Origin of the sequence: Permianibacter fluminis, from assembly GCF_013179735.1 — a bacterium.
Lineage (GTDB): Bacteria > Pseudomonadota > Gammaproteobacteria > Enterobacterales > Permianibacteraceae > Permianibacter > Permianibacter fluminis.
This window is the reverse complement of sequence record NZ_JABMEG010000001.1, coordinates 358,909-383,496: the sequence shown is the minus strand read 5'-3', so window position 1 is coordinate 383,496 and position 24,588 is coordinate 358,909. Positions and strand designations below refer to the sequence as shown.

The following is a 24,588-nucleotide window of genomic DNA, read 5'->3' as shown; positions in this document are numbered from 1 at the left end:
TGCATTCAGCGTTGGACTATTTGTTTTTGGGCTGTGGTTAATAAGACATCGGGCACCATTAGAGAAGTCGAATCAGTCGAAAAGTGAGTGAGTAAATCAACGTGAATAAATCGTTCATTTTCTCAATCCTCTCCTCACACGGCCAGGCTTCGACATCCAGGCGGATTGCTCGCCTGAGTGGTTTCCTACACAAGCTTCGTTAGGGATATTGAATGCAGAACCAACGCGAATACCGCTACTACGACCTGGTGATGGCCGGTTTTGTCACGGTGCTGCTGTGCTCGAACCTGATCGGTCCGGCCAAGATCGCGCAGGCGTTCGGCATCACCTTTGGTGCTGGCGTGCTGTTCTTTCCGTTCTCCTACATTTTCGGGGACTGCCTGACCGAAGTGTATGGCTACAAGCGCGCCCGGCGCGTGGTCTGGGCCGGTTTCGGGGCGTTGATTTTTGCTTCGGTGATGACCCAGATTGTGCTGGCGTTTCCGCCGGCACCGGGCTGGCCACATCAGGCCGCGTATGAAACAGCGCTCGGATCAACGTGGCGCATTGCGCTGGCCTCGCTGATTGCGTTCTGGGCTGGCGAGTTCGTCAATTCCTATGTGCTGGCCAAAATCAAACTGTGGATGGAAGGCCGGCATCTGTTTGTCCGCACCATCGGCTCAACCATTGCCGGCCAGCTGATTGATTCGCTGCTGTTCTACACACTGGCGTTTTATGGCAACTGGAGCACCGAACAATTGCTGCTGGTCATGGCCAGCAACTACGCCATCAAGGTGCTGTGGGAGGCGCTGATGACGCCCTTCACCTATCTGATCGTCGGCTTCCTGAAAAAGCGCGAGCACGAGGATGTCTACGATCGTGACACCAATTTCACCCCGTTCTCGCTGCGCACCTGAGCAACGGGAAATCAGCCAGCAATCCTGCTAGGTGGCGCCGTTGAGTCATACCATTTAGTCGTACCGTTTAGTCATACGGTCAGTCGCACCGGCACAAAATGCCAAATGATCGATCGCACCATCATGGAAGAGAGCAAACCTATGTGGAAAAAAATACTGTTGGTGCTGATCGTGCTCGCAGTGGCGGCGGGCGGTCGCTATTGGTGGCTGCAGCGCCCGGCCGATTTGCGGGACTCGCCGCAGGGGCAGCTGCCGGATACGGTGACGCCGCTGGCGTATCAGCTGGATCTGAAAATCGATCCGATGCAGGACGGTTTTTCCGGCACGACCAGCATCCGCGTCAAGCTCAATAGCGAAAGCAATCGGATCTGGTTGCATGGTCAGCGGCTGCAGGTGGCAAACGCCACGGTGACCACCGCGGCTGGCGAACGCTTTCCGGTCGATTACGAAGAAATGGCCGACAGCGGTGTCGCGGAGTTGCGCTTCAACCGAACGCTGGCGGCACAGGAGCTGGTGCTGGCATTCGAATACCGCGCGCCGTTTGATCGCACCCTGAATGGTTTGTATCTGGTCGAAGATGGCGACGAGCGTTATGCCTTTACCCAGATGGAATCGCATTTTGCCCGGCGCGCTTTTCCGTCGTTTGACGAGCCCCGGTTCAAGGTGCCGTTCACGGTCAGCTTGACTGTGCCGGCGTCGCTGCAGGCCATCGCCAATACCCCTGAGAGTCAAACCGAAGCACTCGGCGACGGCTGGAAAAAAATCCTTTTTGCCACCAGCAAACCGTTGCCGACCTATCTGCTGGCCTGGGCGGTGGGCAAGCTGGATGTGGTCGAGTGGCAGCCGATACCGAGCAGTGCCATTCGCGATCACGCCATTCCGCTGCGTGGCATTGCCACCCACGGCAAGGGCGGGCAGTTGAAGTACGCGCTCGAACAAACGGCCGGTCTGGTGCAGCAGTTGGAGGCTTACTTCGGTATCGCCTATCCCTACGAAAAACTCGACATTCTGGCCGTGCCGGATTTTGAAGCCGGTGCCATGGAAAACGCCGGCGCCATTGCCTATCGCGAACAACTGTTGCTGATGGATGAGCATGCGGCGATTCAGCAGCGTCGCGACTTCATCGCTACCCATGCGCACGAGCTGGCGCATCAATGGTTCGGCAATCTGGTGACCATGCCGTGGTGGAATGACATCTGGTTGAACGAGTCGTTTGCCACCTGGATGGAAAACAAGATCGTCAAACAGTTTGCCCCGGAAATGGGCTTCGAGCTCGACGATCTGATTTCCGCGAACGAGGCCATGCATCTGGATGCGCTGGCCAGCATGCGGGAAATCCGTCAGCCCATTTTGAACAATGCCGATATCGCCGCCACGTTTGATGGCATCACCTATTCGAAAGGTGCCGCCGTCATCGCGATGTTCGAAAACTTTGTCGGTGAAGCGGTTTTTCGTCGCGCGGTCAACCAGTATCTGAACCGGTACGCCTACGGCAGCGCCACGGCCGAGCAATTTGTTGCCGCCATTGCCGACGCTGCCGGTGATGAACGGATCAATGCCGCGTTCTTCAGTTTTCTGACCCAAGTCGGCGTGCCGGAAATCAGCTTGAGTGGTCACTGCGAGAAGGGGCTGGTCAATGCAACGCTGAGCCAGTCGCGCTTTCTGCCGCTGGGTTCGCAGGCCAGCCGCAACAGTCGCTGGCAAGTGCCGGTTTGTGTCTCGGCCTACGGCAGTTTTGGCAGCCGCAAGCTGTGCACCTTGCTGACCGAAACCGAGCAGTCATGGCAGTTTGAATTGCCGGCTTGCCCCAGCCACATCATGCCCAATGCCAATGGTCGCAATTACTATCGCATCAAGCTTGCGCCCGCTGACCGGCAAGCGCTGCTGAGTAAATTGAACGAGTTGCCGGTGACCGAGGCGTACACGCTGGCCGACAGTTTTGCCTCCGGACTCAGTTCCGGCCAGCTGGATATCAACGAATATCTGGTCACGGTGCCGACGCTGGCCAAACACCCCAACCGGGAAGTCGCCATGATGCCGGTCAGCACGCTGGCTTTCGTACACGACTATCTGGTCACCGGTGCCGATCGGCAAACCCTGGAGCGGTTTTATAGCCGCGTGTACCAACCCAAACTCGACGCCATCGGCCTGACCCCGGTACCGGGCGAATCAGCCGACATTCGCTTGCAACGCAATGCCCTGATCGATTTTCTCAGCAATGTCGCGCACAGCGAACGCGTGCGCACGCCGTTGCGCGATTGGGGCAAGGCCTATATCGGCTTCGACACCGACCATGCTTTGCATCCGGATGCACTGCCAACCGATCTGATACCGCAAGCCCTGATCGTTGCCAGCCAGGATTTCGATGCCCCGTTCTTTGAAGCGCTGATGGCCCAGCTGGATCACACTGACGATGGCGTCGTGCGGGATTACCTGATCGCCGCGCTGGCCAACGCCGATGATCCGACGCTGGCAGCCAACGCGCGCGATCTGGTCACCGGCATCGGTTTGCGCACCAACGAGCGCATGACCATCGTCTATAACCAGATGAGTAACGCCGAGCAGGTGGATGGCTTGTTCCAGTGGTTCAAAAGCAAGTATCGCGTGCTGCGACCGCTGATGCCGGATGGCGTCCAGCAACAAATGCCGATGCTGGCCGACCGCTATTGCACGCCGGAACAGGCGCAGGATGTCCACGACTACTTCCAGCCGTTGATGGAGGACTTGCCCGGCGGTGATCGGGCGCTCGACAACACGCTGGAGAAAATTGCGCTCTGCCACGCTTTTGTCCAGGCCCAGCCAGCGATCCAGTGGGAGCCGCTGAGTCAGGCGCTCAACTGAACCAATCTTTTCACCGCGTCGGTGAAAGAAAAAGCCCGGGCTGGTCCCGGGCTTTTTTTTGCCCCGATTTTGCTCAGCAGCGTTCAGAAACGCTTTGTGATCTTCCGCAGGCGCAGTGAATGCGCCCGAGCCGACGGCAAGATGGCGGCACCTGAGGAGCAGGGGTCGCCTGCCTTGGAAAGGGGAATGCCATGAGTCGCTCTGCTTTGAAGGTCTTCAGTCACGTTTGGCCGGTCGCTGCCCGCAACAGGCGCCCGGCCGCTTTTTTTGCTTCTACCGGTTTTGATCGTGCCACCGAACAACGCCTGCAGCAGGAAGACAAGCTGATCGCGCTGGGATTGGTGATTTGTTTTGCGGTTCAGGCACTGGTCTGGCTTTTTTGAGGAGGATTGGCTGGTCTGGCTAGCCAGGTCGGCACACAAGTCTGGCCTGCAATCACAATCCGCAAACCCGGCAGCGCATTGCGTTGAAATGGAGTAAATCTGGCGTACGGCCCTTTAGGTTGTTGCGCCTTATCGCCGGGCCGAAATCTATGGATAACGCTGAGGTAACCGGCGCGCATCAACGCGTCCAACGTAGGCCCGAAGAGTCGGAGTGTAGTTGACCACCGTGTTAGTGTTTTGGGCATGTTTCATTTAAAGTCAACCCACTCGCCGATGCCCGATGACTGTATTGCCCGAAATTTATTCATGCCATCAATAATAGCGATTTCCCAAATATTCTCACCGTCTGAGCTAATGATAAAGCAAGGTAGCTCATATTCACGCAAGGCCGCGTAATCTGCTGGATCTGGTTTTGGTGACATTTCTGAGTTGTGCACGTGAACGACTACCGCCGTACCTGGAGCTGGCTGAAATGAGCCTCCGTGATCGAAGCCAATGACTGCGTTTTGAACAACAACCTCGCCAGTACTATTTGTTGCAAGCGACATAAATTTAACGCCGTTTTTAACTCGGATTGGAGCCAATGCAGTTGGCTTGGCAATTTCGCGAACGACGTTAATGTATTTGACCTCGCTAACACCAATGTTTTGCCTGAGCTGATCCGTATCGGTTGCGCCGGCGCAAATAGAGGGAAAGGTTGAAATAGCGAGCAGTAAAGACCTGAATCTGTACACAGAAGCACCTGTAACACTAACGCGGAATTGAGCGGCGCGCGTCAGCGCACCCGGGCGGAACAAAGTGGAGCGAGCTCGAATGACTGGTTAGACGGCTTTAGATTCATCAATAGGACCATATATGTCTAAGCCAAGGGAAATGCCACGCTGCCCGATGAGAAATAGTGTTCTAGGTGATAATGAAAGCCCTTCATTACGACAAACCATAAACAAGCCACAAAATAAATCAACCTTGTAGCGTTCACCAATTTCCGACCAGACAGCCAAGTTTTCAGTTAGTTTACTAAGAATTTCGTCGATTTGACCATCAAGGTTTTCAGGAGCGCAATCGGACGCATTCATCTGCCACATTCCAAACTTGGCAACTCGATTGACTCCGGTTTTCTTTCCGACCAATATCTCGCCGAGAGAATGTGAAAATGTTGGTTTTGCACCAAGTAATTTTGAAATTTCATCAGGCGCCAGTGTGTCGCCAATTACGCGAAGACTGACTGCGGAATGGTCAATTTGAGCCATTTTTCTCTTGCCAGCTAACGTGAAGTAGATCCCATAAATGGGGCGTTTTCTACACCAGAAATGGTGCATAACAGCTTTCGCCTGCACCAGACCCGTTGACTGCGATGCTGGTCAGGTCTGTTTATCCAGCTAAAAACCTGAATGGGATTATGGGGGGAGTTTGTCGCCAATGCTATCCATCCGTTGAGCGAGCACAAGGGGCTTACTCAATCAATCTCAATCAAGGCGCTTTCAGGCTGGCGAATCCTTGGGGTCGTGTCTCAGCCCAGGCCGGACTCGACGAACGATTACCCGGAAAAAAAACAGGCGAGTGTGAAACCGGACAGGTTCATAGAAACAGCGGTTTGCTGCCGGCGCGGCGCATCGCAATATGCAGGCAAAGAAAAACGGCGGCCAGATGGCCGCCGTTTTTGTTGTCACCGCACTTGCGGTGACGGGTTACTACCTTAACCAAAGTACTAATTCACTGCATTGGGTCACTTCTTGCCTGCGTTGCCGCAGCAGAACGTCAGTGCCGGCGCCGACGGGCGGCCGCCAGAGCGACCAGACCGAGTGCTGCCAGCAACGGCACGCTACCACCACCACCGCCACCGCCGTCCGACGAGCCATTGCTGGTCGCCTTCAGTGTGACGCTTGCACTGTCGGTGCTGATGCCATCGTCAACGGTGACGGTGAACTGGTATTCACCGGCCGGTACCGAGCTGATGGCCAGCGTCGCCGCATCGGTTGCACCGGTGCTCAGCGCGCTGCCACCGGTTTGCTGCCAGCTGTAGCTCAGCGTGGTACCGGTACGGCCCCAGCTCAAGCTGGCGTCAAGGCTGGCGCTGGCGCCGGCCACAACGCTGATGCTCGGGCCGCGCACTTTCGCCGTGGCAACCGGATTGACCGTCAGCTTGAACGTCTGGCTGTGGCGATCATTTGGCTGCGCGGCGTCGTACACGGTGATGGTGACGTTGGTTTCACCGGCCCAGTCTTGTTCCGGGATCAGATCAAACGTCGAGCCAGCGGTGTTGCCGTGAACATCGGCGGTGACATGCGCGCCACTGACTTCCACCACATTGGCGGTCGGCAAGTTGTCGACGTACATCACGGTCAGGTCTTCGACGGTTTCGTTCTGCATCGTCTCGACATCCGACAAGCCACCGACCACGATGTTGCCAACCACGGTCAGCGTCTTGTTGATCGTGATGGTTTCGGCATCGGCGTACTGGCTGGCGAGCGCAACGTTCAAGCTGCTGCCGACCGCGCCGGCGCCGACCTTGGCGGCAAACTTCAGCGTGATCGCGCTTTGTTCCGGACCGTGGTAGTCACCACAGATCACCAGACCTTTGCGGATCTTGTCGCTGAGGTTGTCATAACCAAAGCTGTCACCCATCCAGCCGAGTTCCGGACCGAACGTGCCGCGCGGACCGTAATAGCCGTGCGTCCCGACCGAACCTTCGTTGTAATCACCGTTCATGTCGCCATAAGCGAACACAACTTCGTAATTGCCCGGTTCGAAATCGAGTTTCTCGCTGATCACCGCCTGATAGTTGTAGCGGGCATCTTCGTCGTACTCGAAACCATTCCACAGCGTCGGGATTTCACCGATACCGGCCCATTGGAAATACTGCAGGCCGGCGCCGCTGTCGCGCGCCACGATCACACCACGCTGGTAGTCCGGCTCGACCCCGGTATCACCACGCCAGTACGGCGCGACGATGATGTCCGGGTAGAACTGTTCGCCAAGCGGATAGTGAATCGGGAAGAATCCGACCATGCCGTCGTACTGGACGAAACCGCCCGGCGACAGACCGATCAGACCCTGGGTGTGCTCGCGTTTGACGCCATACATCGGCACATGTACGTCTTCACCCCAGAACAGCGTGCTGGTGCTGATGTACGCCTGTTGTGACTGGCCACCGACCACGCTGAGCGGGCTGTAGCCCATCATGCGCAGATCCCAGAACTTGCCATCCGGCGAGCCCGGTACCCGGCAGCTGCTGTCGGTGTCACTGGTCGTGAACACGTACTGACGACCGGTGTTGACCGTCGCTTCCTGATTGCCGCTGACACTGACCGACTGTTCGCTGCTGCTCAGGCTGTTGCGACCGTTGTTGCCAACCAGCCGCGCCGTCCCCGGCATCAATTTCAGGCCATTTGGCAACGTGACATCAAGCTTGAAGTTGCGGTCCTGACCAAACAGGTTCGGATCCAGCTGGACGGTGTAATCGACCACATCACCGACTCGCGCGGCCGACTTGCTCGGCACCAGCGTTACGTCCGGACCAACATGCTCCAAGCGCACGCCGACGATGCCAAGGTTGCCGGCGTTGCCCGCATCGGTGCCGACATCAAACGCGCCGTAATACAGCTCGCCTTGTGCCAGCGTCGGGATATTCCACTGCACGCCCAGATCAACCGGCGCCCGGCCATCGCTGCTGCTCGGACCGACCACGCTGAGGTTGTGGCTGTCGTCGCTGCCAATGACCGCATACGACCACTGGATCGGATCGACGGTATCGACTTCACCGCCCCAGGTATCAACGTACTTCTCGTTGCTGACAATGATCCAGTAACGACCTGGCTCCGGATTGTTGATCGCACAGAAGTTGCGACGCAGCCACACCGAGTAGCAGATCGCTTCCTGGCTCCAGTCGACCAGATTGTCGTCGTTCATGTCACGGCCCAGATCGACCGCGGCAGTGGCTTGACCGCCCCACTTGGTAACGACGCTGGTCGGATAGACATCGACCACCAGACGCTTGGTGCCTGCCGGTACATCGACCCATTCGATATGACGACCGGAGTCATTGGCCAGCGCTTCGCCACCTTCCTCGCCGTAATGCTGCGGGCTGGTCAGCTGCGCGGTGCGGATCGCGGCTTTTTGCAAACCGTAGACGCGGCTGGTCAGCTGGCTGAATTCCGGCAGATCAACCGGCTGGGCAATATTGCGGCCCGTGGTCCGGTGGGCATCGGCGCTGATTTCATTCGGCAAACCGTTGGAGCCCCAGCGCACGATCACCGGCAGATGCAGGGTCGGTGAACTGTCGGCCGGCACCAGTTTCATTTCGCCAAACCGATCTTCCGTCGACGAATCGATGTTGGTGTAACCACCGGTCACGCTGACGTCATCGGTCACCGCTTCGAGGAACACCGTTTTGGTTTCGCCGGCGCGCAGCGTGAAGCTGCTTGGCGTCGCCTGCAGCCGCAGCGTCGGTGCACCTTGCGCGGTGATGTCGCGGGTTTCGACGGTCCAGCTGCCATCGCGGGTGGCGCGGAACGTGCGCATCCAGCTGCAGCTGGTCTTGCAGGCACGGTTGACGAAGAACGGCATGTTCAGGTTGCCGGCATTGCCACCTTCGTTCGGATTGGCCGCGCGGAAATTGCTCGCGGTTTCATCCATCACGAGGCCGGCATCAACGGCATGATTGACCCGAATAACGCCCGAACCGGCATCGAAGAAACCGGCCGGTGATGGCGCGCCCCAATAGCTCGGCAGGGTCGCCGGCGCAGCGGTCAGCATCAGCGCCGACTGCACTTCGGCGGGCGTCCAGTCCGGATGCGATTTGCGCACCAGCGCCAGTGCACCGGTCACATGCGGCGTCGCCATCGAGGTGCCGCTCATGATGGTGTAGTCGCCGGAGGTATTGGTCGAGAACGGATGTTCATCGGCGTAGGCCGCGAAGATATCGACACCCGGCGCACCGATGCTCGGGAACATCAGCGTGTTGACGGTTTCCGATGGCCCGCGCGAAGAGAACTCGGCGACTTGATCGGCCTGGTCGGCGTCGTAGCTGACGCTCAGGTTGACGTCGGTAATGGTCGCAGTATGGCCACTGCCCGAGGCCAGCCAGGCGATGACGGTGTCACCGGAATAGCTGTCGAGATGAATCGCCGGCAGCACATGCGGATCGTGACCGATGTCGTACACCGTCGGGGTATCCCACGAGGCATCCGGATCGTCATACAGGATCAAACCGCCAGCACCACCGGCCAGCACGTTTTCGCCTTTCGACAGCCGCGAATTGACGCCGCGTTTGCAGACGACGATTTCGCCGTGGAAGGTACCGGCCGGATACGGCTGCTCGCACAACTCGTCTGCCTGATCGGACACCGGGTTGTCGAAATTGGCGGCGGCAACGACCGGCGCGGTGATGCCACCGCTCAGGCTATAGCCACTCAAGGCCCAGCCCGGCGGGTTGTCACCGCCGCTGAAATCCTGCAGCTTTTTGGTGCCGAGCTCGATCGCGCGACCGTGCGTGGTCGCGGCAATTGCGGCCAGCCACGGCGAGCTGTGATCGCGGTAGAACGGACCGGCGTTGCCGGCCGCAGCAGCGACACTGATACCAGCTTCGCGGGCAGCGAGGAAGGCAAGTTCGGTCGGGCTTTCCCAAGGGAAACGCTCACCGCCACCGATCGAGTAGTTGATCACGTCGACGCCGTCGGCAATCGCGTCATCCACCGCTTTCAGCGTGGCCGTTTCCGGACAGCCGGCAAACTTGTCGCCGCTGTTGCCGTAGTAGCAAACCTGATACGCCACGATGTTGGCATGCGGTGCGACACCGGAGATGCGGGCAAAGGTGTGCGGCAAGGCGTAGCCATCACCGGTTTCGCCGAGGGTTGGCACGCTCAGCGGCACGTTATACATGACGTTGCCGGCGACGGTGCTGGCCGTGTGCGAACCGTGACCGTGATAGTCCTCGCCATTGGCCGGACGTTTCGGTTGGCCGGTGTTCGGGTCCACCAGATCCCAATCCAGATAGGCATTGGTGACTTCCGGATAGGAGTGGATACCGATCAGTTTGTCGTTACACAGCGCGGCAAATTCCGGCTTGGCGCAATCGCCTTTGTAGACGCCACTGCCGTACGGGTTACTGTGGCTGTAGCCATCGCCACCGGTGGCAGCAAATGACGGGTGATCGCTGTTGATGCCGGTGTCGAGAATGCCGGCGATCATGCCTTCGCCGAGCGTCGGGCCGCTGATGCCGGCGGCGCTGCCATCCCAGATTTCGCCGGCGCCGATATGAGTCGGGCCGACATCGGTGTTCAGCTTCAGCAATTGCGAGCGAGTCACGCTGAGCACGCCCGGCAATTTGCTGACGGCTTCCGCCTGATCCTGGCTCAGCCGCAGCGCCATGCCGTTGAATGCGTTCTTGTAGTAATGAAACGGCGTGGCATTGCTTTTCACTTGCGCACGAATGCGATTCAGCGCGCTGGCTTGTTGCTTGCCGAGATAGCTGCTGTAGTTTTTCACAGCGTTGGTTTTCAGATTCAGCTTGCTGCCGATCTTGGCCTTGCCGTTTTTGCCAGCTACTGCTGCGTAGCCAGAGACGCCACCTTGATACAGCGCCAGTGGTTGATCGGCCAGTTGAACGATGTAGGTCTGTTCACCGGTCAAACCTTTTTCGCGCACGAACGGCACGGCATTGCCGACCCCGGCGCGGTGCACGTTGGCCTGGATGACGTTGGTTTGGTCACCGGCGCGCCAGTTCAGCTGCTGGCGCAATTTTTCGCGCCGTTCGGCCTGCTCTTTGCTGTCGAGGGTGCCGACATGCGGTGCTGTCAGTCGGCCTTGCGGTTGGGGCTCGGATCGGCCCAGCAACCAATCCATGACCCCGGCGCTGGCACTGGCTACGTACCCCGCCGCGGCAATGGCTAAAACCACTTGTCGCAGTTTCATTGCTGTCTCCTGATGTGCAGCAACGGCTTCGATCTCCGCTGCGGTTGCTGCTGTTTTTGTTGTTGGTCCCGGCCGGGCCGGGGCGAACGCAGGTGCGTCCGTACCGCTTGGCTGGGAGTCGGTCAAAAACCGGCCGCCCAGCCTAGGAACAGCCGGCCGGTTCAGGTGTCCGGGGTTGTCCGGAATCTGTATGGATTTGTCAGGACGTGGCGGATCCGCCGCAATGACCGTGCTAAGGTCGGGGCCGGTTTTTGGGGTGTGCAGTCATGTGGTGGCGAACAAGTGTCCTGGGCCGGGCCCGCTTGCTGTGCTGTGCCGGCGCGATCGTTCTTGGCACATCGGTTCTGGCGAACGACGGTCTTGATCCAGACACTCTCAACAAAACAGATGTCGACATAACAGATGTCGATAAAACCGGCATCGACAAAACAGACGTCGAAAAAAACAGCGCCGACAAAAACGGCTTCAATAGCGACCCGCTCGACAATGACAGCGCTGCGTCTGCTGCCGATGCCAGTGCCGGCTGTCCGGCCGAGGAAGCGCTGGCCGATGCCTGCATCAGCGTCGGCGAGTGGCAGTTTGGTCTGGCCGTCGGCCGCGGTTTTGCCGAGAACCCGTTGTTCGGCGGCCGCGATGTCCGCTTTCCGTTATTGCCGCGCGTTCGCTATTACGGCGAGCGCTTTTTTCTGGAAACCCAGACACTGGGCTACACCGTCACCGACGAGCCAAGCTGGCGGCTGAACTTCATTGCCTACCCCAATCTCGATTACGCCTATTTTCATGACGGCAACTGGGCTACCGGCGGACTGACGCCACCCACCGTGCTGCCCATTGCGGTGGTCGGCGACTGGGATCCGAATGGCAATACGCTGCCACCGCCGGTGCATGAACTGAACAAGCGCCGGCTGACCTGGCTCGGCGGCATCGAAGCCAGCTGGTTTCATGAGGCCTGGGCCGTGCAACTGCGCGCCGGCCGTGACATCAGCGTCGGTCACGACGGCCGGCAGATCGATTTGTCGATCAAGCGACACGACGAATGGGCGGGCACCAGCATCGACTCGGCCATCGGCTGGCTGTATCGCGATCAAAAACTTTCCGACTATTATTTCGGTCTCGACGCTGACGAATCCGGCCATTGGTTGTTCACCTACACGCCCGCGGCCAGCACCAGTCCGTATCTGCTGTTGACCGTACACCATCCGCTGACCGAGCAACTCGGCCTGCTGGCCTGGCTCGGCGGTCAACGCGCCAGCGACGAAATTGCCAACAGTCCGCTGATGACGCAGCGCTGGTTCACCGCGAGTTTCTTCGGGGTGACCTATGACTTTTAATCGTCATCTGCGGGAGTTCAGTTTGCGGCGCCTGCGCGCGGTGGCGGCGGCGCTGCCATCGCTGCTGGGCTTGCTGATCGCGGCCGTGCCGGTTGTCGCCAGCGCCGAGCAGGAGGCGCCGCTGCTGCAGTTGAATCCGCGCAGTTGCCTGCAGACCGAAGCCGATACGCCCTGCGTCGAGCGTCTGCGCATCCGCTGGTCGGCCGCGACCGCCGATGGCGTTTGCATCTGGCAGCGTGACGGCGAGCAACCGCTGTTCTGCGAAAGCCGCAATGAAGGCGAACGCGAACTGCTGCTGCCCATTTTGCTGACCACCCGGTTCGAATTGAAGGCGCGCAACGGTGGCCCGGTGCTGGCGTCGGTCGAGCTGCTGGTGATGACGCCACCGGCCGACGGCAAACGCCGGCGCTATCAGCATCCGTGGAGCATTTTCTGATGCCGCGGTTTGCTATTTTCTTGTCGGCGGTTGCGGCCTTGCTGTTGCTGGCGTTGCCGGTTCGATCTGTTTCTGCTGAGTCGGTCTCGGCTGATTCGGCCTCTGCTGATACGTTGGCGGCCGACGACAGCGATTGCGAGCCGGAATGCGTGCGTACCGGCGAATGGGAAATCGGCATCGCGCTCGGTTACGGTTACGCGCCGAATCCGCTCGCCGATGCCGATGACATTCTGCTGCCGGTGTTGCCGCGCATCAGCTATTACGGCGAACGTTTCTTCATCGAGACCAGCACCATCGGCTACACGCTGGCCGAGTCGGCGCAGCAGCGGCTGAACCTGATCGCGCGGCCCAATCTGGATTATTTTTATTTTGCCGACAGCGGCACGTTTTACTCGGTGCTGACCCATCCGTTTCGCTACGGCTTGCCCGGCGAGCTCAGCAAACGCGAACTGACCTGGCTCGGTGGTCTGGAATACAGTTGGTTCCGTGGTCCCTGGCAACTGCAGATCAGCGCCGGCGCCGACATCAGCGTCGGTCACGACGGTTACGAAGCCACACTCGGCGGCAAATACCACTGGCAGCATGATGACAACAGCCTGCAGCTGTCGCTCGGGTTGCTGTATCGCGATGACCGGCTGACCGATTATTACTACGGCGTCACCGAGGAAGAAACCAGCTGGCTGGAAAAGCGCTACGCGCCCGGCAGTTCGCTCAGCCCGTATTTCAGCCTCACGGATGAGCACCAACTCAGCGAGCATTTGTCGCTGCTGATGATGCTGGCGGTACAACGCCCCGACTCGGTGATCAGCGACAGCCCGCTGGTTACCGAACGCTGGTTCACCGCCAGTTTCTTCGGACTGAGCTATGTTTTCTGACGGGCGCTTGCCGCGCGTGGCGATGCCGGTGGCGGGTTTGCTGCTGGCGGCCGCATCGGCAGCACCGCTGGCTGCGGCCGAGTCTGAATTGGCTGAAGCTAATTTCATCGAGCCTGTTTTGAATGAACCGGTTTTGATTGAAAAAATCTTTACGGCGTCCGTTTCGATCGAAGCCGGAGCAAACGTGGCGGTTTTAATCGAAGCTGCAGTAACCGATCCGGCCGCCGGCTTGTCTGACTCCGCCGAGCTCTGGCTGCTACCGCGCAGCTGCATTCCGCGCGATCCGGCACTGCCTTGCGTCGAGCGGGTGCGGGTGCGTTGGCACTTGCCGGCGGCAACGCCGGTTTGTCTGCGCCAGCGTGGTGTCGAGCAACCGTTGTTTTGCGACAGCGGCGCCGAAGGCGAACGCGAATTGCAAATGCCGGTCCGGGTCAGCACCCGCTTCGAGCTGTGGCAGCAAACCGGGCTGGCGCTGCTTGCCAGTGCCGAGTTGGTCGTAATCAGCGTGCCGACAACGGCCCAGCGTCGGCGTTACCAACATCCGTGGAGCCTCTTTTGAGCGACACTGCTGAAACCATTCTGCTGGTCGAAGACGACGCCAAGCTGGCCCAGCTGGTCACCTCATACCTGCTGCAACACGGCTACGATCCGGTCTGGGTCAGCAGCGGCGCCGATGTTGCTGCCCGGCTGCGCCAACAGCACATTGCCTTGATCCTGCTCGACATCAACCTGCCCGGCAAAAACGGCTTCGAGATTTGCCGCAATATCCGCAGCGACTTCAACGGTCCCATCCTGATGCTCACCGCTCGCCGCGGTGAACTCGATCATGTCCAGGGTCTGGAAATCGGCGCCGACGATTACCTGTGCAAACCGATCGAACCACTGCTGCTCTTGGCGCGCATACGCGCGCATCTGAACCGGCAATCGCGACTCAATGCCCGCAGCGATCGCAGCGGCGTCAGCAAACTGCTGGAATTCGGTCAGCTGAAAATCAACGCCGCCACCCGGCAAGTGACACTGCAGCAACAGGCCGTGCATTTGACCAACGGTGAATACGAACTGCTGGCCATGCTGGTGCAGAACGCCGGCGAGCTGGTGACCCGCGAACGCCTGTACGAAGCGCTGCTGAACCGGCCCTACGGTGGCGTCGATCGCGCCATCGATGGCCGCGTCAGTCAGTTGCGACGCAAACTCGGTGACAATCCCGATGATCCGAAACGGATTCTGACCATCTGGGGCGCCGGCTACATGTTCGTGCCAGCAGCGTGGGAATAAGCGCCAGTTGGATAATTTTTTTGCTCTGCACACGCAAACCGTGCGCTAGCGCTGGGAACACTCTCATTCCACTCATCAAATGGCCCCTCGCCCCTTGTGGGAGAGGGGTTGGGGCGATGGGTTGGGGAGAGAGGGCGAATTACGCACTCCTGCTATATTCACGGTAACGCTATCAATCAAACGCACAGCAGCCAATCACGCTCCGCACAAATCAGGCTCACCACGGACCCAGCATGAACACGCTTTTTCTGCGCCTGTATCTCGCGTTGTTTCTGTCGCTGGTGGTCAGCGCCATCGGGCTCGACTACCTGTACTCGCTCTATCGCCCGGATGACGAGCCAAACAGCGCCTTGCGCGCGCTCTGGCAAACCCATCCGCGCGCCAGCATCGGTAGCCAGCAAGCCGGTGTGACCAACACCGAGGAAGCCGGCCTCTGGCTGCTCCGTGACGAACTGCATTGGCCACCGGAAAGCTGGCGTGCGCTCGAGCAGCAACGCACGCTGACGCTGACCGACGGCACCGGCAAAACCTATTTCTACGGTCTCGACAGCAGTGGCGAACAGGTGTTTGTGGTGCCGCTGCCGGGCAATAGTGAGGATCGGCACTGGTTCTGGTTGTTGGCTTATTACGGCACGCTGGCGCTGGTGGTGTTTCTGTGGCTGCAACCCTTGGTGCGCGACATCGACAAACTTCGCAGCTCGGTGCAAGCGCTGGATTTACCGACCACCGAATTGTCATTGCCACTGCGTCAGCGCAGCGCGCTGACGCCGGTCGCCACCGCGCTGCGCGATCTGCGTCGCCACACTGCTGGCTTGATGGCACTGCAACGCGATATCGCCAACGCGGTTTCCCACGACATTCGCACGCCGCTGGCGCGTATCCGTTTTGCTCTCGCCATGCTGCCGGTCGACGCCGACGCCAAACTGACCCGCGGCATTCAGGCTGACCTGAGTGAAATCGAGCAACTGGTTGACGAGATGCTGCAATACGCCGAATTCGAACACCGCTTACCGGTATTGAACAAACGCCGGATCCCGCTCCAGCCATTTGTCACCGAGCTCATCGCCCGTTACCAACACCACCATTCCGTCCAGATTGAGCTGAGCATCGCCGACACCGCTGAATTGAGTTTCGATGCCGCCTGTCTGCAACGCGCCCTGCAAAACCTGCTCGACAATGCCCTGCGCTACGCCCGCAACAAAATTCAGGTCCGCTGGCAAACCGATGCCGATTCCCGGCAACTGATCGTCGAAGACGACGGCCCCGGTCTGCCAGACAATACCGATCGGGATTTGAGCGCCGAATTCAGCAGCGACGGCGATGCCGCCGGTTATGGTCTTGGCCTTGCCATCGTCAAGAAGATTTGCCTGTGGCACGGCGGTCAATTGTTGCTGGAACGTTCATCGGAACTGGGTGGCGCCCGGGTCGTGCTGCGATTCAACAGTTAGTTGGCGTGAAACTGTTTGTGTGAAGTGGGTGAAGTGGGTGAAGTCGGTGAAGTTGATGTAGTGAATCGGGAGACATGAGACCGGTGGTGCACTACGGCAATCAGTATCAGGCCGGCAACAGATCCAGCCAGGTGCGCGGGCGGATAAGGCGGCCAGCTGAAGTGAGTGAACAGTGACTGCTGCGCCGTCAGTTCAACGACAATCTTGGCCAACGCCAGCAAACCGGTCAGCACTGGCAGCCATTGTTTGTGACGTCGCCACTCTTGCCAGAGCAGCAGCACCAACACACTGTTCAATACCCCGGACAGGCCGCAGTAGCGGCTGACGCCCGCCAGCGGACTCAGCAACCAGATATCAATGACGAATACACCGCCCACCAGTGCGGCCAGCATCAGGGTTCGGCTGTGCTGTTCAAGCAAAAGGCCAAGCAGCAGCAGCGCGACCAGATTCCAGCGCAGATGCGCATTGTCGGCGTGAATGAAGTGACCGGTCAGCAAGCGCCAGTAGTCGCCGTTGCTGATGGCGGTCTGATCAAAATAGAACTGGCTGTGATCACGGACAAGGTATTGCAGCGCCAGCATCAGCGCGACACAGGCCAGTGTGACTACCGGCACGCGAAGGCGTGCCGGTAGGGTGGTCGAGGTGAGTTTGATCATGGTGTTTGTCTGATCGCAGTATTAGCCAAGGCGACGACGACCGCGCAGGACGTTTAACAACAGCGGCAACAGCGGCAACAGCAGCAGGACGCCGAGCGGGCCGGTATCGCCACCGCCGCCACCGCCACCACTACTTCCACCACTGCTGTGACTCGGCGCCGGCGTGCTGTACATCGGCTGCGGCGCATCGACGCGGTGATCGCGTACCGGTGCCGCTTGCCGCTGCTGGCGGGCGTCGTGTTCCTGCGTGATGCGCTGGGCGTTGTTGCGGGCGATGCCGCGACGGGCAAACTCTTCTTCACGCAGCACGATCATCGAGGTGTAGTCGGTGACCAGACCGTGATCGATGGCCAGATCGGTAACCGCTTGCTCGGTATCGGCATCTGCGCCGAAGTAATCCATCTTGGCTTGCAGATCCTCAATTGCGGCGAAGGCCCACAGCCGCTCCAGCTCCGGATAGCGGCTGTCATCTTTCGGGAAGGCAAATTTTGTCGCGTAGGTTTTGGCCTGGCCGGAGATCTTGCCGCCGACCTTGACTTCGGCATTGCCGCTACCGCTGTAGTGACCAAAGACGATCAACTGCTGACCGCGATACAGGCTGCCGATTTGCACCGGCGTCAGATCGCTGGTGCGGATGTCACCAGCAATCTTCAGCTCGACATCGTGAAAGGCTTCGTGGCTCAGCTTTGACGTGGCTTCCAGCAATTTACCGACGATGTCATCGCTGTTCGACACATTGATGGCAAAACCATGCGAGACCTTGGCCATGCCTTCCAGCAACGGTCGGTTGGCGCTGTTGCCCATGACAAAGGTAAACAAGCGAACATCGCGCTGTTCCAGCAGCTTCAGGAATTGCTTTTTCTCGGTGACGCCGACGTTGGCAACGCCGTCGGTAACCAGAATGATGGCAGAGCTGCGGTCCGCTTCCAGCGAACGCATGCCAAGGTCGATGGCGCTATACAGATCGGTGCCGCCATTTGGTGCAATGCTCTGCAATTGCTGGATAATCTGCAAAACGGCTTCCGGCGTGGCATTGACATAACCGGAGGTCAGCTCACGGGCGCTGTCGTTGAACAGTACAATCCGGAACCGGTCATTGGCTTGCAGCTTTTGCAGACCTTTGCTGACCCCTTCGAGCAGGCTCTGGTATTTGCCCTGCATCGAGCCGGAATAATCCAGCACGAAAACAAAGTCGCGACCTTCGCTGATAGCGCGCAGATCATCACCCGGTGTCACCGTCATCATGAATGTGCCCAGCGCGCTGCCCGGCGCCTTGTAGGTGACCAGATCCACCGAACCCGGCAGGCCCGGTCGCAAGCGCCAGTACACCATGATGTCCTGATCCAGGACATGCGCCGGAGCCGGCCCGGTGCTGTTGGCTTCTGCGATCACCGGCGTGGCGGTACCGGCGGCATTTAGGTCGGTGTCGCCATTAGTGGCACTCGCACTGGCGGCGTTGCTGCCCCGCGAGGCGATGCTGACCGACCATTCCTGCTCGGACAATTGTTTGACCACGGCATTCGGGTGCTTCGGCAAACGCAGTTGATCAATCGGATAGGATGAGCGCAGCAGCAAATTGAAACTGAACTCGTCGGTGACTTTTTCATTGGCGGTCCAGAACGACAGCTTTTCTTCATCCACGCCGCCTTCTTCCAGCGGGTAGTTGTAGCGACCGATGCCGGTATCGACATGGGCCGGCTGAATGTAAGCCAGCCGGATTTTCACATCCTGCTGCGCCCGCACCGGATACACCGAAATATCAAAGGTCTTGTAGCTGTCCTGTTCGGTCAGCGCCACTTCATGACCGGCTTGTTTCTCTTCTTGATAAATCTGTTTGGCAGCGGCTTTTTTCATGACCTCGCCGTGCACCGGCTTGCCGTCGATCCAGTAGGTGAATTCACCAACGGCGGCTTTTTCCGGAATCGGAAACGAATAGATCGCTTCCAGATCGCTTTGCTGAGCATTGTGGAACACCTGCTCAATGGTGGTGACGGCGTAACCGTCTTCAATGACCACGTTGACGTGATGCGAGCGGATATCGAGCGCCGGCAGGCTGCCATCTTTTGGTGTTAACAAACCGGCGGCATCGGACGTGGCTGACCATAACGTGGCGACACCGAATGCAGCTGCACTCAGGTACTTCACGATGGATGCGTTCACTTGCGTTCTCCTGTTCCCTATGGGTTGCGAACACAACGGCAAGACGCCGCAGCGTTGGCGGCGCTACCTTGGTGGCGCGGTACCGGGGCTGACAAGAAAAACGGCCAGAGTGGAGCGGGCTAGGGCCGGCGGTATTACCGGCTGCGACTTTGCTTACGGTGGTGCGGAGGGCGGAACTGCCGGTGCGGGTGCTCTGGTAACGACGAGTCAGGGACTTGTGTCTCGGAAAAATGTGGTCTTGCGTGTGGGTGTGAACAACAGAAACGCAAAATAAAAAAGCCAGGCAGAGATAACTGGCTTGATCAGGAGGGAGCCCGAGACGATGCATGCGGCGCGTCCTGCGCCGCACCCTGCGGGCGCCTGCGGCGTGCAAATTCGCTCCCGGCGAATTTGTCGAACGGGGGACGCTCTCACGCTCGAGCGCCACAAAATAAAAAAGCCACCGTAAAGGTGGCTTTTTTATTTTGGCGCGCCCGAGACGATTCGAACGTCCGACCCCAGCCTTCGGAGGGCTGTACTCTATCCAACTGAGCTACGGGCGCAAAACTCTGGCTGCATGAGCAAGCTGCCGGTGACATCTGTCGGGTTACGCGCTAACCCAACCTACATTACGGGCAAACAGCCGAAATCGCAGTGCGATTAAGGGCGCAGTGACCTGTCGTCCGCAGACGAGGTATCACTGCCACGGTACCGGCCACGAGGGTCGATACCGCCCGTGCGGACCCAAGGGTCTGCGCGGGGTCGCCATGATAGCGGCAAGCTCGGGCAGCGTCCATGCGCGCCGGCAGGCAATTTTATCGGCGGCCAGTCTGGTCCGCGGGTGGATGCCGGGTCGGGCTGGCAGTTGCGCCGATCGCTGCCACCGCGCCGGTCGGCATGTGCTTTAATCCAACTTCAGCCCCTGCCAAGGTGCCCGGTTCATGGATGCCAACCGCCTTGTTTGCCTGTTCACGCTCAGCTTGCTGGCCTTGCCACTGCGGGCGGCGGATGCGCCACCACCGATGCCGCCCATGCCGGTCGAGGGGGTCACGGTGCAGCCGCAGCCGTTGCAACAGACGGTGGAGGCGGTTGGCAGCCTGGTCGCCAATGAGACGGTGGTGATCCGGCCGGAGGTGGCCGGGCGGATCAGCCGGTTCGGCTTTACCGAAGGCCAGCCGGTCAAGGCCGGCGCGGTGCTGGTCCAGCTCGACGACTCGGTGCAGGCGGCGCAATTGCAGCGCGCCAAGGCGACGCTGGATCTGGCCCAGGCCGACTATCAGCGCCGCGTCGATCTGCTGCAGAAGCAGTTAATCAGCCAGACCGAGTTCGACCAAACCGCCTCGCAATTGAAAGTGGCCCAAGCCGATGTCGCGCTCGCCGATGCCCAGCTCGGCAAGATGCGGGTGCGGGCGCCGTTTGATGCCGTGATCGGCGTCCGTTCGGTCAGCCCCGGCGCGATGGTGCAGGCCGGTCAGGATCTGGTGACGCTGGTCGACGTTCATCCCATCAAAATCGATTTCCGCATTCCCGAACGCTATCTCGCCAGCGTGCAGCCGCAACAGGATATGCAGCTGACGCTGGATGCACTGCCCGGTCGTCGCTTCACCGGCAAAGTGTTCGCGATTGATCCGCAAGTCGATGAGAAAGGCCGCTCGCTGGTGTTGCGGGCGCAGGTGCCGAACCCGAAAGCCGAATTGAAGCCGGGCCTGTTTGCCCGCGTACTGCTGGTGCTGGCGAGCAAACCGGCAGCGCTGCTGGTGCCGGAACAGGCGCTGGTACCGAATGCCGATGGCAGCCGCACCTTGTTCAAGGTGGTCGATGGCAAAGTCACCGTCACACCGGTCACGGTTGGTGTGCGCCGTAATGGCGAGGTGGAAATCACCGAAGGCCTCGCGGCCGGCGATGTCGTGATCACGGCCGGCCACATGAAGATTCAACCGGGCGCCGCTGTGACCGTGATTCCGCCAACGCCGGCGCGCAGTTAGCCGTGCCGATCCCCCTCCTTTTTAAGGGCCGAGTGGGAACCAGGAACGACGCCAATGCGTCGTTCTCCCGCGAAGCGCCAACGGCTCAGCCGTTGGCCGGGCGGGGCTAGGGGTGGTTGCGGAGCTTGAAATCGAGACGCTCATTTAACACGCGACATTGCGCGCTGAGCTGAACCACCCCCAACCCCTCCTTGACAAGGAGGGGAGCTTTCAGGGCCTAAGACAAACTATTTTGTCGCGCATTGTTGCGCTGAACTGAACCAAGGAATGGCGACATGGTTCTTTCCGATCTCAGTATCAAACGGCCCGTGCTGGCTACCGTGCTCAATCTGGTGCTGGTGCTGCTCGGCGTAATTGCTTACGAGCGCTTGAGTGTGCGCGAGTATCCGAATATCGATGAACCGGTGGTGACGGTCAGCACCAGCTATCCGGGCGCCAACGCCGAGATTATCGAAACCCAGGTGACCAAGCCGCTGGAAGATTCGCTGTCCGGTATCGAGGGCATTGATTTCATCACCTCGGTCAATCGCGCCGAGAGTTCGCAGATTTCCGTGCGCTTCAAACTGGGTCGTGATGTCGACGCCGCCACCTCCGATGTTCGCGATCGTGTGGCGCGCGCCCGTGGCGCGCTGCCGGATGAAATTGAAGAACCGATTGTCGCGAAAACCGAAGCCGATGCCGAACCGATCATCTGGATTGCCTTTCTCTCCGACCGGCACAACCTGCTGACCATCACCGAAATCGCCGACACGCTGATCAAGGATCGCTTGCAAACGTTGACCGGCGTCGCCGATGTCATGGTGTTTGGTCGGCGCTATGCCATGCGTATCTGGCTGCAGCCGGAGCGGCTCGCCGGTTATGGCGTCACCGCGCAGGATGTTGAAGCGGCGCTGCGCGCCCAGAATGTCGAAATCCCGGCCGGACGGGTCGAAAGTCAGGATGCTGAATTCACCGTGCGGGCGCAGACCGATCTGAATACCCCGGATGAATTCCGCAATATCGTGCTGAAAGACGAAGGCGGTTATCTGGTGCGGCTGGGTGATGTCGCCCATATCGAGCTCGGTCCGGAAACCGAACGCGATTATCTGCGTTACCGCGGCAACAACGCGGCAGCGCTTGGCGTCATCAAACAGTCGGTCGCCAACCCACTCGATATTTCCACGGCGGTGCGGGCGCTGTTGCCCGAGATCCAGAAAGCGCTGCCGGAAGGCATGACCGCGGTCATTGCTTACGACTCGGCCATCTTCATCGACAATTCCATTCACGCGGTTTACACGACCATCGGCGAAGCCATTGTGTTGGTGGTGCTGGTGATCTTTGTCTTTCTGCGCTCGCTGCGTTCGACCTTGATCCCGCTGGTGACGATACCGGTCAGCCTGATTGGTGCGTTCGCGCTGATGGCGCTGTTCGGTTTTACCATCAACACGCTGACGCTGTTGGCCATGGTGCTGGCGATCGGTCTGGTGGTCGATGACGCGATCGTGGTGCTGGAAAACATCCAGCGTCATATCGAGAACGGCATGACGCCGGTTGCCGCGGCCTTTCGTGGTTCAAAAGAAATCGGCTTCGCCGTCATCGCCATGACTCTGACGCTGGCCGCCGTGTTCGCGCCGATTGCGTTTTCCACCGGCCGCACCGGCAAACTGTTCACCGAATTTGCCCTGACCCTGGCCGGCGCGGTGCTGGTGTCCGGCTTCATTGCGCTGACGCTGACACCGATGATGTGTTCGAAAATGCTGCGCAGTCATCAGCAGCATGGTCAGCTCTATCTGCGCTTTGAACGCGCGCTGCATTGGTTGACCAGCGGCTATCACGGTCTGTTGGCGCATGCGCTGCGGCTCCGGCTGGTGGTGGTGTTGCTGGCGCTGGCGCTCGGTGGCAGCGCGGCGTTTCTGTACACCACGTTAAAAAGCGAACTGGCGCCGACCGAAGATCGCGGCTTCTTTCTCGGTTTTGGTATGGGGCCGGAAGGCGTGACGCCGGATTACGTCAACAAATACGCCTATCAAATGGAAGAGCAGTTCAAACAGCTGCCGGAAGTCAAAAGCTGGTTCACAGTAGTCGGTTGGCCAACCGGCACCCAAACCATTTCCTTCATCATGATCGCCGACTGGAAAGAACGGCAGCGCGGCGTTACCGAGATCACCGGTCAGTTGGGTGGTGCATTGTGGATGGGCGTGCCGGGCCTGATGTCGTTTCCGGTGGTGCCGCCATCACTCGGCGGCGATTTCATCGGCAAGCCGGTGGAAGTGGTGATTCAAACCAGCGGCAGCTATGCCGATCTGAAACAGCTGGTCGATACGGTGACGCAGAAAGCCCAGCAAAATTCCGGGCTCGCCAACGTCGATAGCGATCTGCGCTTGAACAAACCGGAACTGCAGGTGCAGGTCAATCGCGACAAAGCCCAGCTGGCGGGCGCCAGTGTTGCGCAAATCGGCCGGACCATGGAAACCATGCTCGGTGGTCGCAAGGTCACCCGGTTCAAGATTGGCGCCGAGCAATATGATGTCTGGGTGCAAGTCGAACGCCAGGATCGGGCCAATCCCGACGATCTGGCGCGACTTTATGTTCGCACCGCCAACAACGACATGCTGCCGCTGTCGAATTTTGTTGAAGTAACCGAGACCGTCAGCCCGCGCGAGCTGAACCATTTCAACAAGCTGCGCTCGGCGACGATCAGTGCGACGCTGCAAGGCAACTACTCGCTGGGTGAGGCGCTGCAGTTTTTCGAGCAAACCATTGCCGATGTTCAGGATGTTCGCGCCCAGATTGATTACGCCGGCAATTCACGCGAATTCAAGGTCTCCAGCGGCACCATCTACACGACCTTCCTGCTGGCGCTGATCTTCATTTATCTGGTGCTGGCGGCGCAGTTCGAAAGTTTCATTGACCCGTTCGTGATTCTGTTTTCGGTGCCGCTGGCGATCGCCGGTGCGCTGTTCGCGCTGAAAGTCACCGGCGGCACACTGAACATCTATTCCCAGATTGGTTTGATCACGCTGGTTGGTCTCATCACCAAGCACGGCATTCTGATCGTCGAATTCTCTAATCAGCTGCGCGCCGAAGGCCGCGAACTGTATGACGCGGTAACGGAGGCGGCGACGCTGCGGCTGCGGCCCATCCTGATGACCACCGGTGCGATGGTGCTCGGCGCGCTGCCACTGGCGACCGCCACCGGCGCCGGCGCCGAAAGCCGGCATCCAATCGGCTGGGTCATCGTAGGCGGCATGGTGATCGGCACGTTCTTTACCTTGTTTGTGGTGCCGGTGATGTACACGCTGCTGTCACCGGCGCGAGCGCATAAAACGCAAGCTGAGATCGCCGCTGCGGCGTCCAACTAGCGGCAGTTGCTGCAAACGGGGTATCGAACGCATCAGAATTCAGACGAACAAAAGGGGCGCATTGCGCCCC

General features: G+C 59.4%; 16 protein-coding genes and 1 tRNA gene. 11 read left to right on the top strand and 6 right to left on the bottom strand.

All coding sequences use genetic code 11. The features are described from left to right. Window positions 1-212: 212 nt before the first annotated feature. The 3 genes from HPT27_RS01640 (at window position 213) to HPT27_RS01630 (ending at window position 4,120) form a co-directional block, all read left to right on the top strand. Entirely contained in the window at window positions 213-896 is a 684-nt protein-coding gene (locus HPT27_RS01640) for a queuosine precursor transporter (RefSeq protein ID WP_172238000.1), read from the top strand. 105 nt (window positions 897-1,001) lie between these two features. Continuing rightward, on the top strand, window positions 1,002-3,737 hold the full coding sequence (locus tag HPT27_RS01635) for a M1 family metallopeptidase (protein ID WP_172237997.1): 2,736 nt from the start codon (window positions 1,002-1,004) through the stop codon (window positions 3,735-3,737). Between the two features lie 191 nt (window positions 3,738-3,928). Then, window positions 3,929-4,120 (top strand): hypothetical protein, encoded by a 192-nt coding sequence (locus tag HPT27_RS01630; protein WP_172237994.1) that lies wholly within the window; start codon window positions 3,929-3,931, stop codon window positions 4,118-4,120. Between the two features lie 248 nt (window positions 4,121-4,368). On the opposite strand, the gene HPT27_RS01625 is transcribed toward HPT27_RS01630, so the two are convergent. From HPT27_RS01625 to HPT27_RS19555, 3 genes are all read right to left on the bottom strand, one after another. Continuing rightward, window positions 4,369-4,854 (bottom strand): hypothetical protein, encoded by a 486-nt coding sequence (locus HPT27_RS01625; protein WP_172237991.1) that lies wholly within the window; start codon window positions 4,852-4,854, stop codon window positions 4,369-4,371. Window positions 4,855-4,941: 87 nt separating this feature from the next. After that, window positions 4,942-5,439 carry a DUF4279 domain-containing protein gene (locus HPT27_RS01620; protein WP_211197812.1) on the bottom strand — a complete coding sequence of 166 codons (498 nt, stop codon included), beginning with the start codon at window positions 5,437-5,439 and terminating at the stop codon, window positions 4,942-4,944. Between the two features lie 439 nt (window positions 5,440-5,878). Beyond that, window positions 5,879-11,032, bottom strand: a complete 5,154-nt coding sequence (locus HPT27_RS19555) for a S8 family peptidase (RefSeq protein WP_172237988.1) — start codon at window positions 11,030-11,032, stop codon at window positions 5,879-5,881. 266 nt (window positions 11,033-11,298) lie between these two features. Here HPT27_RS19555 and HPT27_RS01610 point away from each other — a divergent pair, with 266 nt between their 5' ends. The 6 genes from HPT27_RS01610 (at window position 11,299) to HPT27_RS01585 (ending at window position 16,397) form a co-directional block, all read left to right on the top strand. Further along, entirely contained in the window at window positions 11,299-12,363 is a 1,065-nt protein-coding gene (locus tag HPT27_RS01610; protein WP_172237985.1) for a MipA/OmpV family protein, read from the top strand. Next, window positions 12,353-12,799 (top strand): DUF3019 domain-containing protein, encoded by a 447-nt coding sequence (locus HPT27_RS01605; protein ID WP_172237982.1) that lies wholly within the window; start codon window positions 12,353-12,355, stop codon window positions 12,797-12,799. The genes HPT27_RS01610 and HPT27_RS01605 overlap by 11 nt, the downstream gene beginning before the upstream one ends. Continuing rightward, window positions 12,799-13,674 carry a MipA/OmpV family protein gene (locus tag HPT27_RS01600; protein ID WP_172237979.1) on the top strand — a complete coding sequence of 292 codons (876 nt, stop codon included), beginning with the start codon at window positions 12,799-12,801 and terminating at the stop codon, window positions 13,672-13,674. The genes HPT27_RS01605 and HPT27_RS01600 overlap by 1 nt, the downstream gene beginning before the upstream one ends. Window positions 13,675-13,858: 184 nt before the next feature. Beyond that, window positions 13,859-14,233 (top strand): DUF3019 domain-containing protein, encoded by a 375-nt coding sequence (locus HPT27_RS01595; RefSeq protein ID WP_172237976.1) that lies wholly within the window; start codon window positions 13,859-13,861, stop codon window positions 14,231-14,233. Further along, a complete protein-coding gene (locus HPT27_RS01590; RefSeq protein ID WP_211197811.1) occupies window positions 14,230-14,949 on the top strand; it encodes a response regulator transcription factor in 720 nt (239 codons plus the stop codon). Before HPT27_RS01595 ends, HPT27_RS01590 begins: the two co-directional genes overlap by 4 nt. Before the next feature lie 233 nt (window positions 14,950-15,182). Then, window positions 15,183-16,397, top strand: coding sequence for an ATP-binding protein (locus HPT27_RS01585; protein ID WP_172237973.1), 1,215 nt, complete (start codon window positions 15,183-15,185; stop codon window positions 16,395-16,397). On the opposite strand, the gene rrtA is transcribed toward HPT27_RS01585, so the two are convergent. The 3 genes from rrtA to HPT27_RS01570 all read right to left on the bottom strand — a co-directional run bounded on the left by rrtA (window position 16,394) and on the right by HPT27_RS01570 (window position 19,755). Next, window positions 16,394-17,053 carry a rhombosortase gene (rrtA, locus tag HPT27_RS01580; RefSeq protein WP_172237970.1) on the bottom strand — a complete coding sequence of 220 codons (660 nt, stop codon included), beginning with the start codon at window positions 17,051-17,053 and terminating at the stop codon, window positions 16,394-16,396. The genes HPT27_RS01585 and rrtA overlap by 4 nt on opposite strands. Window positions 17,054-17,074: 21 nt before the next feature. Next, on the bottom strand, window positions 17,075-19,213 hold the full coding sequence (locus HPT27_RS01575) for a VIT and vWA domain-containing protein (RefSeq protein WP_211197810.1): 2,139 nt from the start codon (window positions 19,211-19,213) through the stop codon (window positions 17,075-17,077). Window positions 19,214-19,678: 465 nt separating this feature from the next. Further along, window positions 19,679-19,755: transfer RNA gene (locus HPT27_RS01570), tRNA-Arg, on the bottom strand. 378 nt (window positions 19,756-20,133) lie between these two features. On the opposite strand from HPT27_RS01570, the gene HPT27_RS01565 reads away from it, so the two are divergent. Together HPT27_RS01565 and HPT27_RS01560 are read left to right on the top strand one after the other, a co-directional pair. Continuing rightward, window positions 20,134-21,177, top strand: coding sequence for an efflux RND transporter periplasmic adaptor subunit (locus HPT27_RS01565; protein ID WP_172237967.1), 1,044 nt, complete (start codon window positions 20,134-20,136; stop codon window positions 21,175-21,177). A gap of 275 nt (window positions 21,178-21,452) precedes the next feature. Beyond that, the gene (locus tag HPT27_RS01560) at window positions 21,453-24,518 is read left to right on the top strand and encodes an efflux RND transporter permease subunit (RefSeq protein WP_172237964.1); all 3,066 of its coding nucleotides are present in this window, start codon (window positions 21,453-21,455) and stop codon (window positions 24,516-24,518) included. Window positions 24,519-24,588: the final 70 nt, after the last annotated feature.

What these genes read in the sequence shown, in the direction of transcription:
- HPT27_RS01640 (WP_172238000.1), top strand. Translation starts at nt 213, where the DNA reads ATGCAGAACCAACGCGAATACCGCTACTACGACCTGGTGATGGCCGGT.
- HPT27_RS01635 (WP_172237997.1), top strand. Translation starts at nt 1,002, where the DNA reads ATGATCGATCGCACCATCATGGAAGAGAGCAAACCTATGTGGAAAAAA.
- HPT27_RS01630 (WP_172237994.1), top strand. Translation starts at nt 3,929, where the DNA reads ATGAGTCGCTCTGCTTTGAAGGTCTTCAGTCACGTTTGGCCGGTCGCT.
- HPT27_RS01620 (WP_211197812.1), bottom strand. Translation starts at nt 5,439, where the DNA reads ATGCACCATTTCTGGTGTAGAAAACGCCCCATTTATGGGATCTACTTC.
- HPT27_RS19555 (WP_172237988.1), bottom strand. Translation starts at nt 11,032, where the DNA reads ATGAAACTGCGACAAGTGGTTTTAGCCATTGCCGCGGCGGGGTACGTA.
- HPT27_RS01610 (WP_172237985.1), top strand. Translation starts at nt 11,299, where the DNA reads ATGTGGTGGCGAACAAGTGTCCTGGGCCGGGCCCGCTTGCTGTGCTGT.
- HPT27_RS01605 (WP_172237982.1), top strand. Translation starts at nt 12,353, where the DNA reads ATGACTTTTAATCGTCATCTGCGGGAGTTCAGTTTGCGGCGCCTGCGC.
- HPT27_RS01600 (WP_172237979.1), top strand. Translation starts at nt 12,799, where the DNA reads ATGCCGCGGTTTGCTATTTTCTTGTCGGCGGTTGCGGCCTTGCTGTTG.
- HPT27_RS01585 (WP_172237973.1), top strand. Translation starts at nt 15,183, where the DNA reads ATGAACACGCTTTTTCTGCGCCTGTATCTCGCGTTGTTTCTGTCGCTG.
- rrtA (WP_172237970.1), bottom strand. Translation starts at nt 17,053, where the DNA reads ATGATCAAACTCACCTCGACCACCCTACCGGCACGCCTTCGCGTGCCG.
- HPT27_RS01565 (WP_172237967.1), top strand. Translation starts at nt 20,134, where the DNA reads ATGGATGCCAACCGCCTTGTTTGCCTGTTCACGCTCAGCTTGCTGGCC.
- HPT27_RS01560 (WP_172237964.1), top strand. Translation starts at nt 21,453, where the DNA reads ATGGTTCTTTCCGATCTCAGTATCAAACGGCCCGTGCTGGCTACCGTG.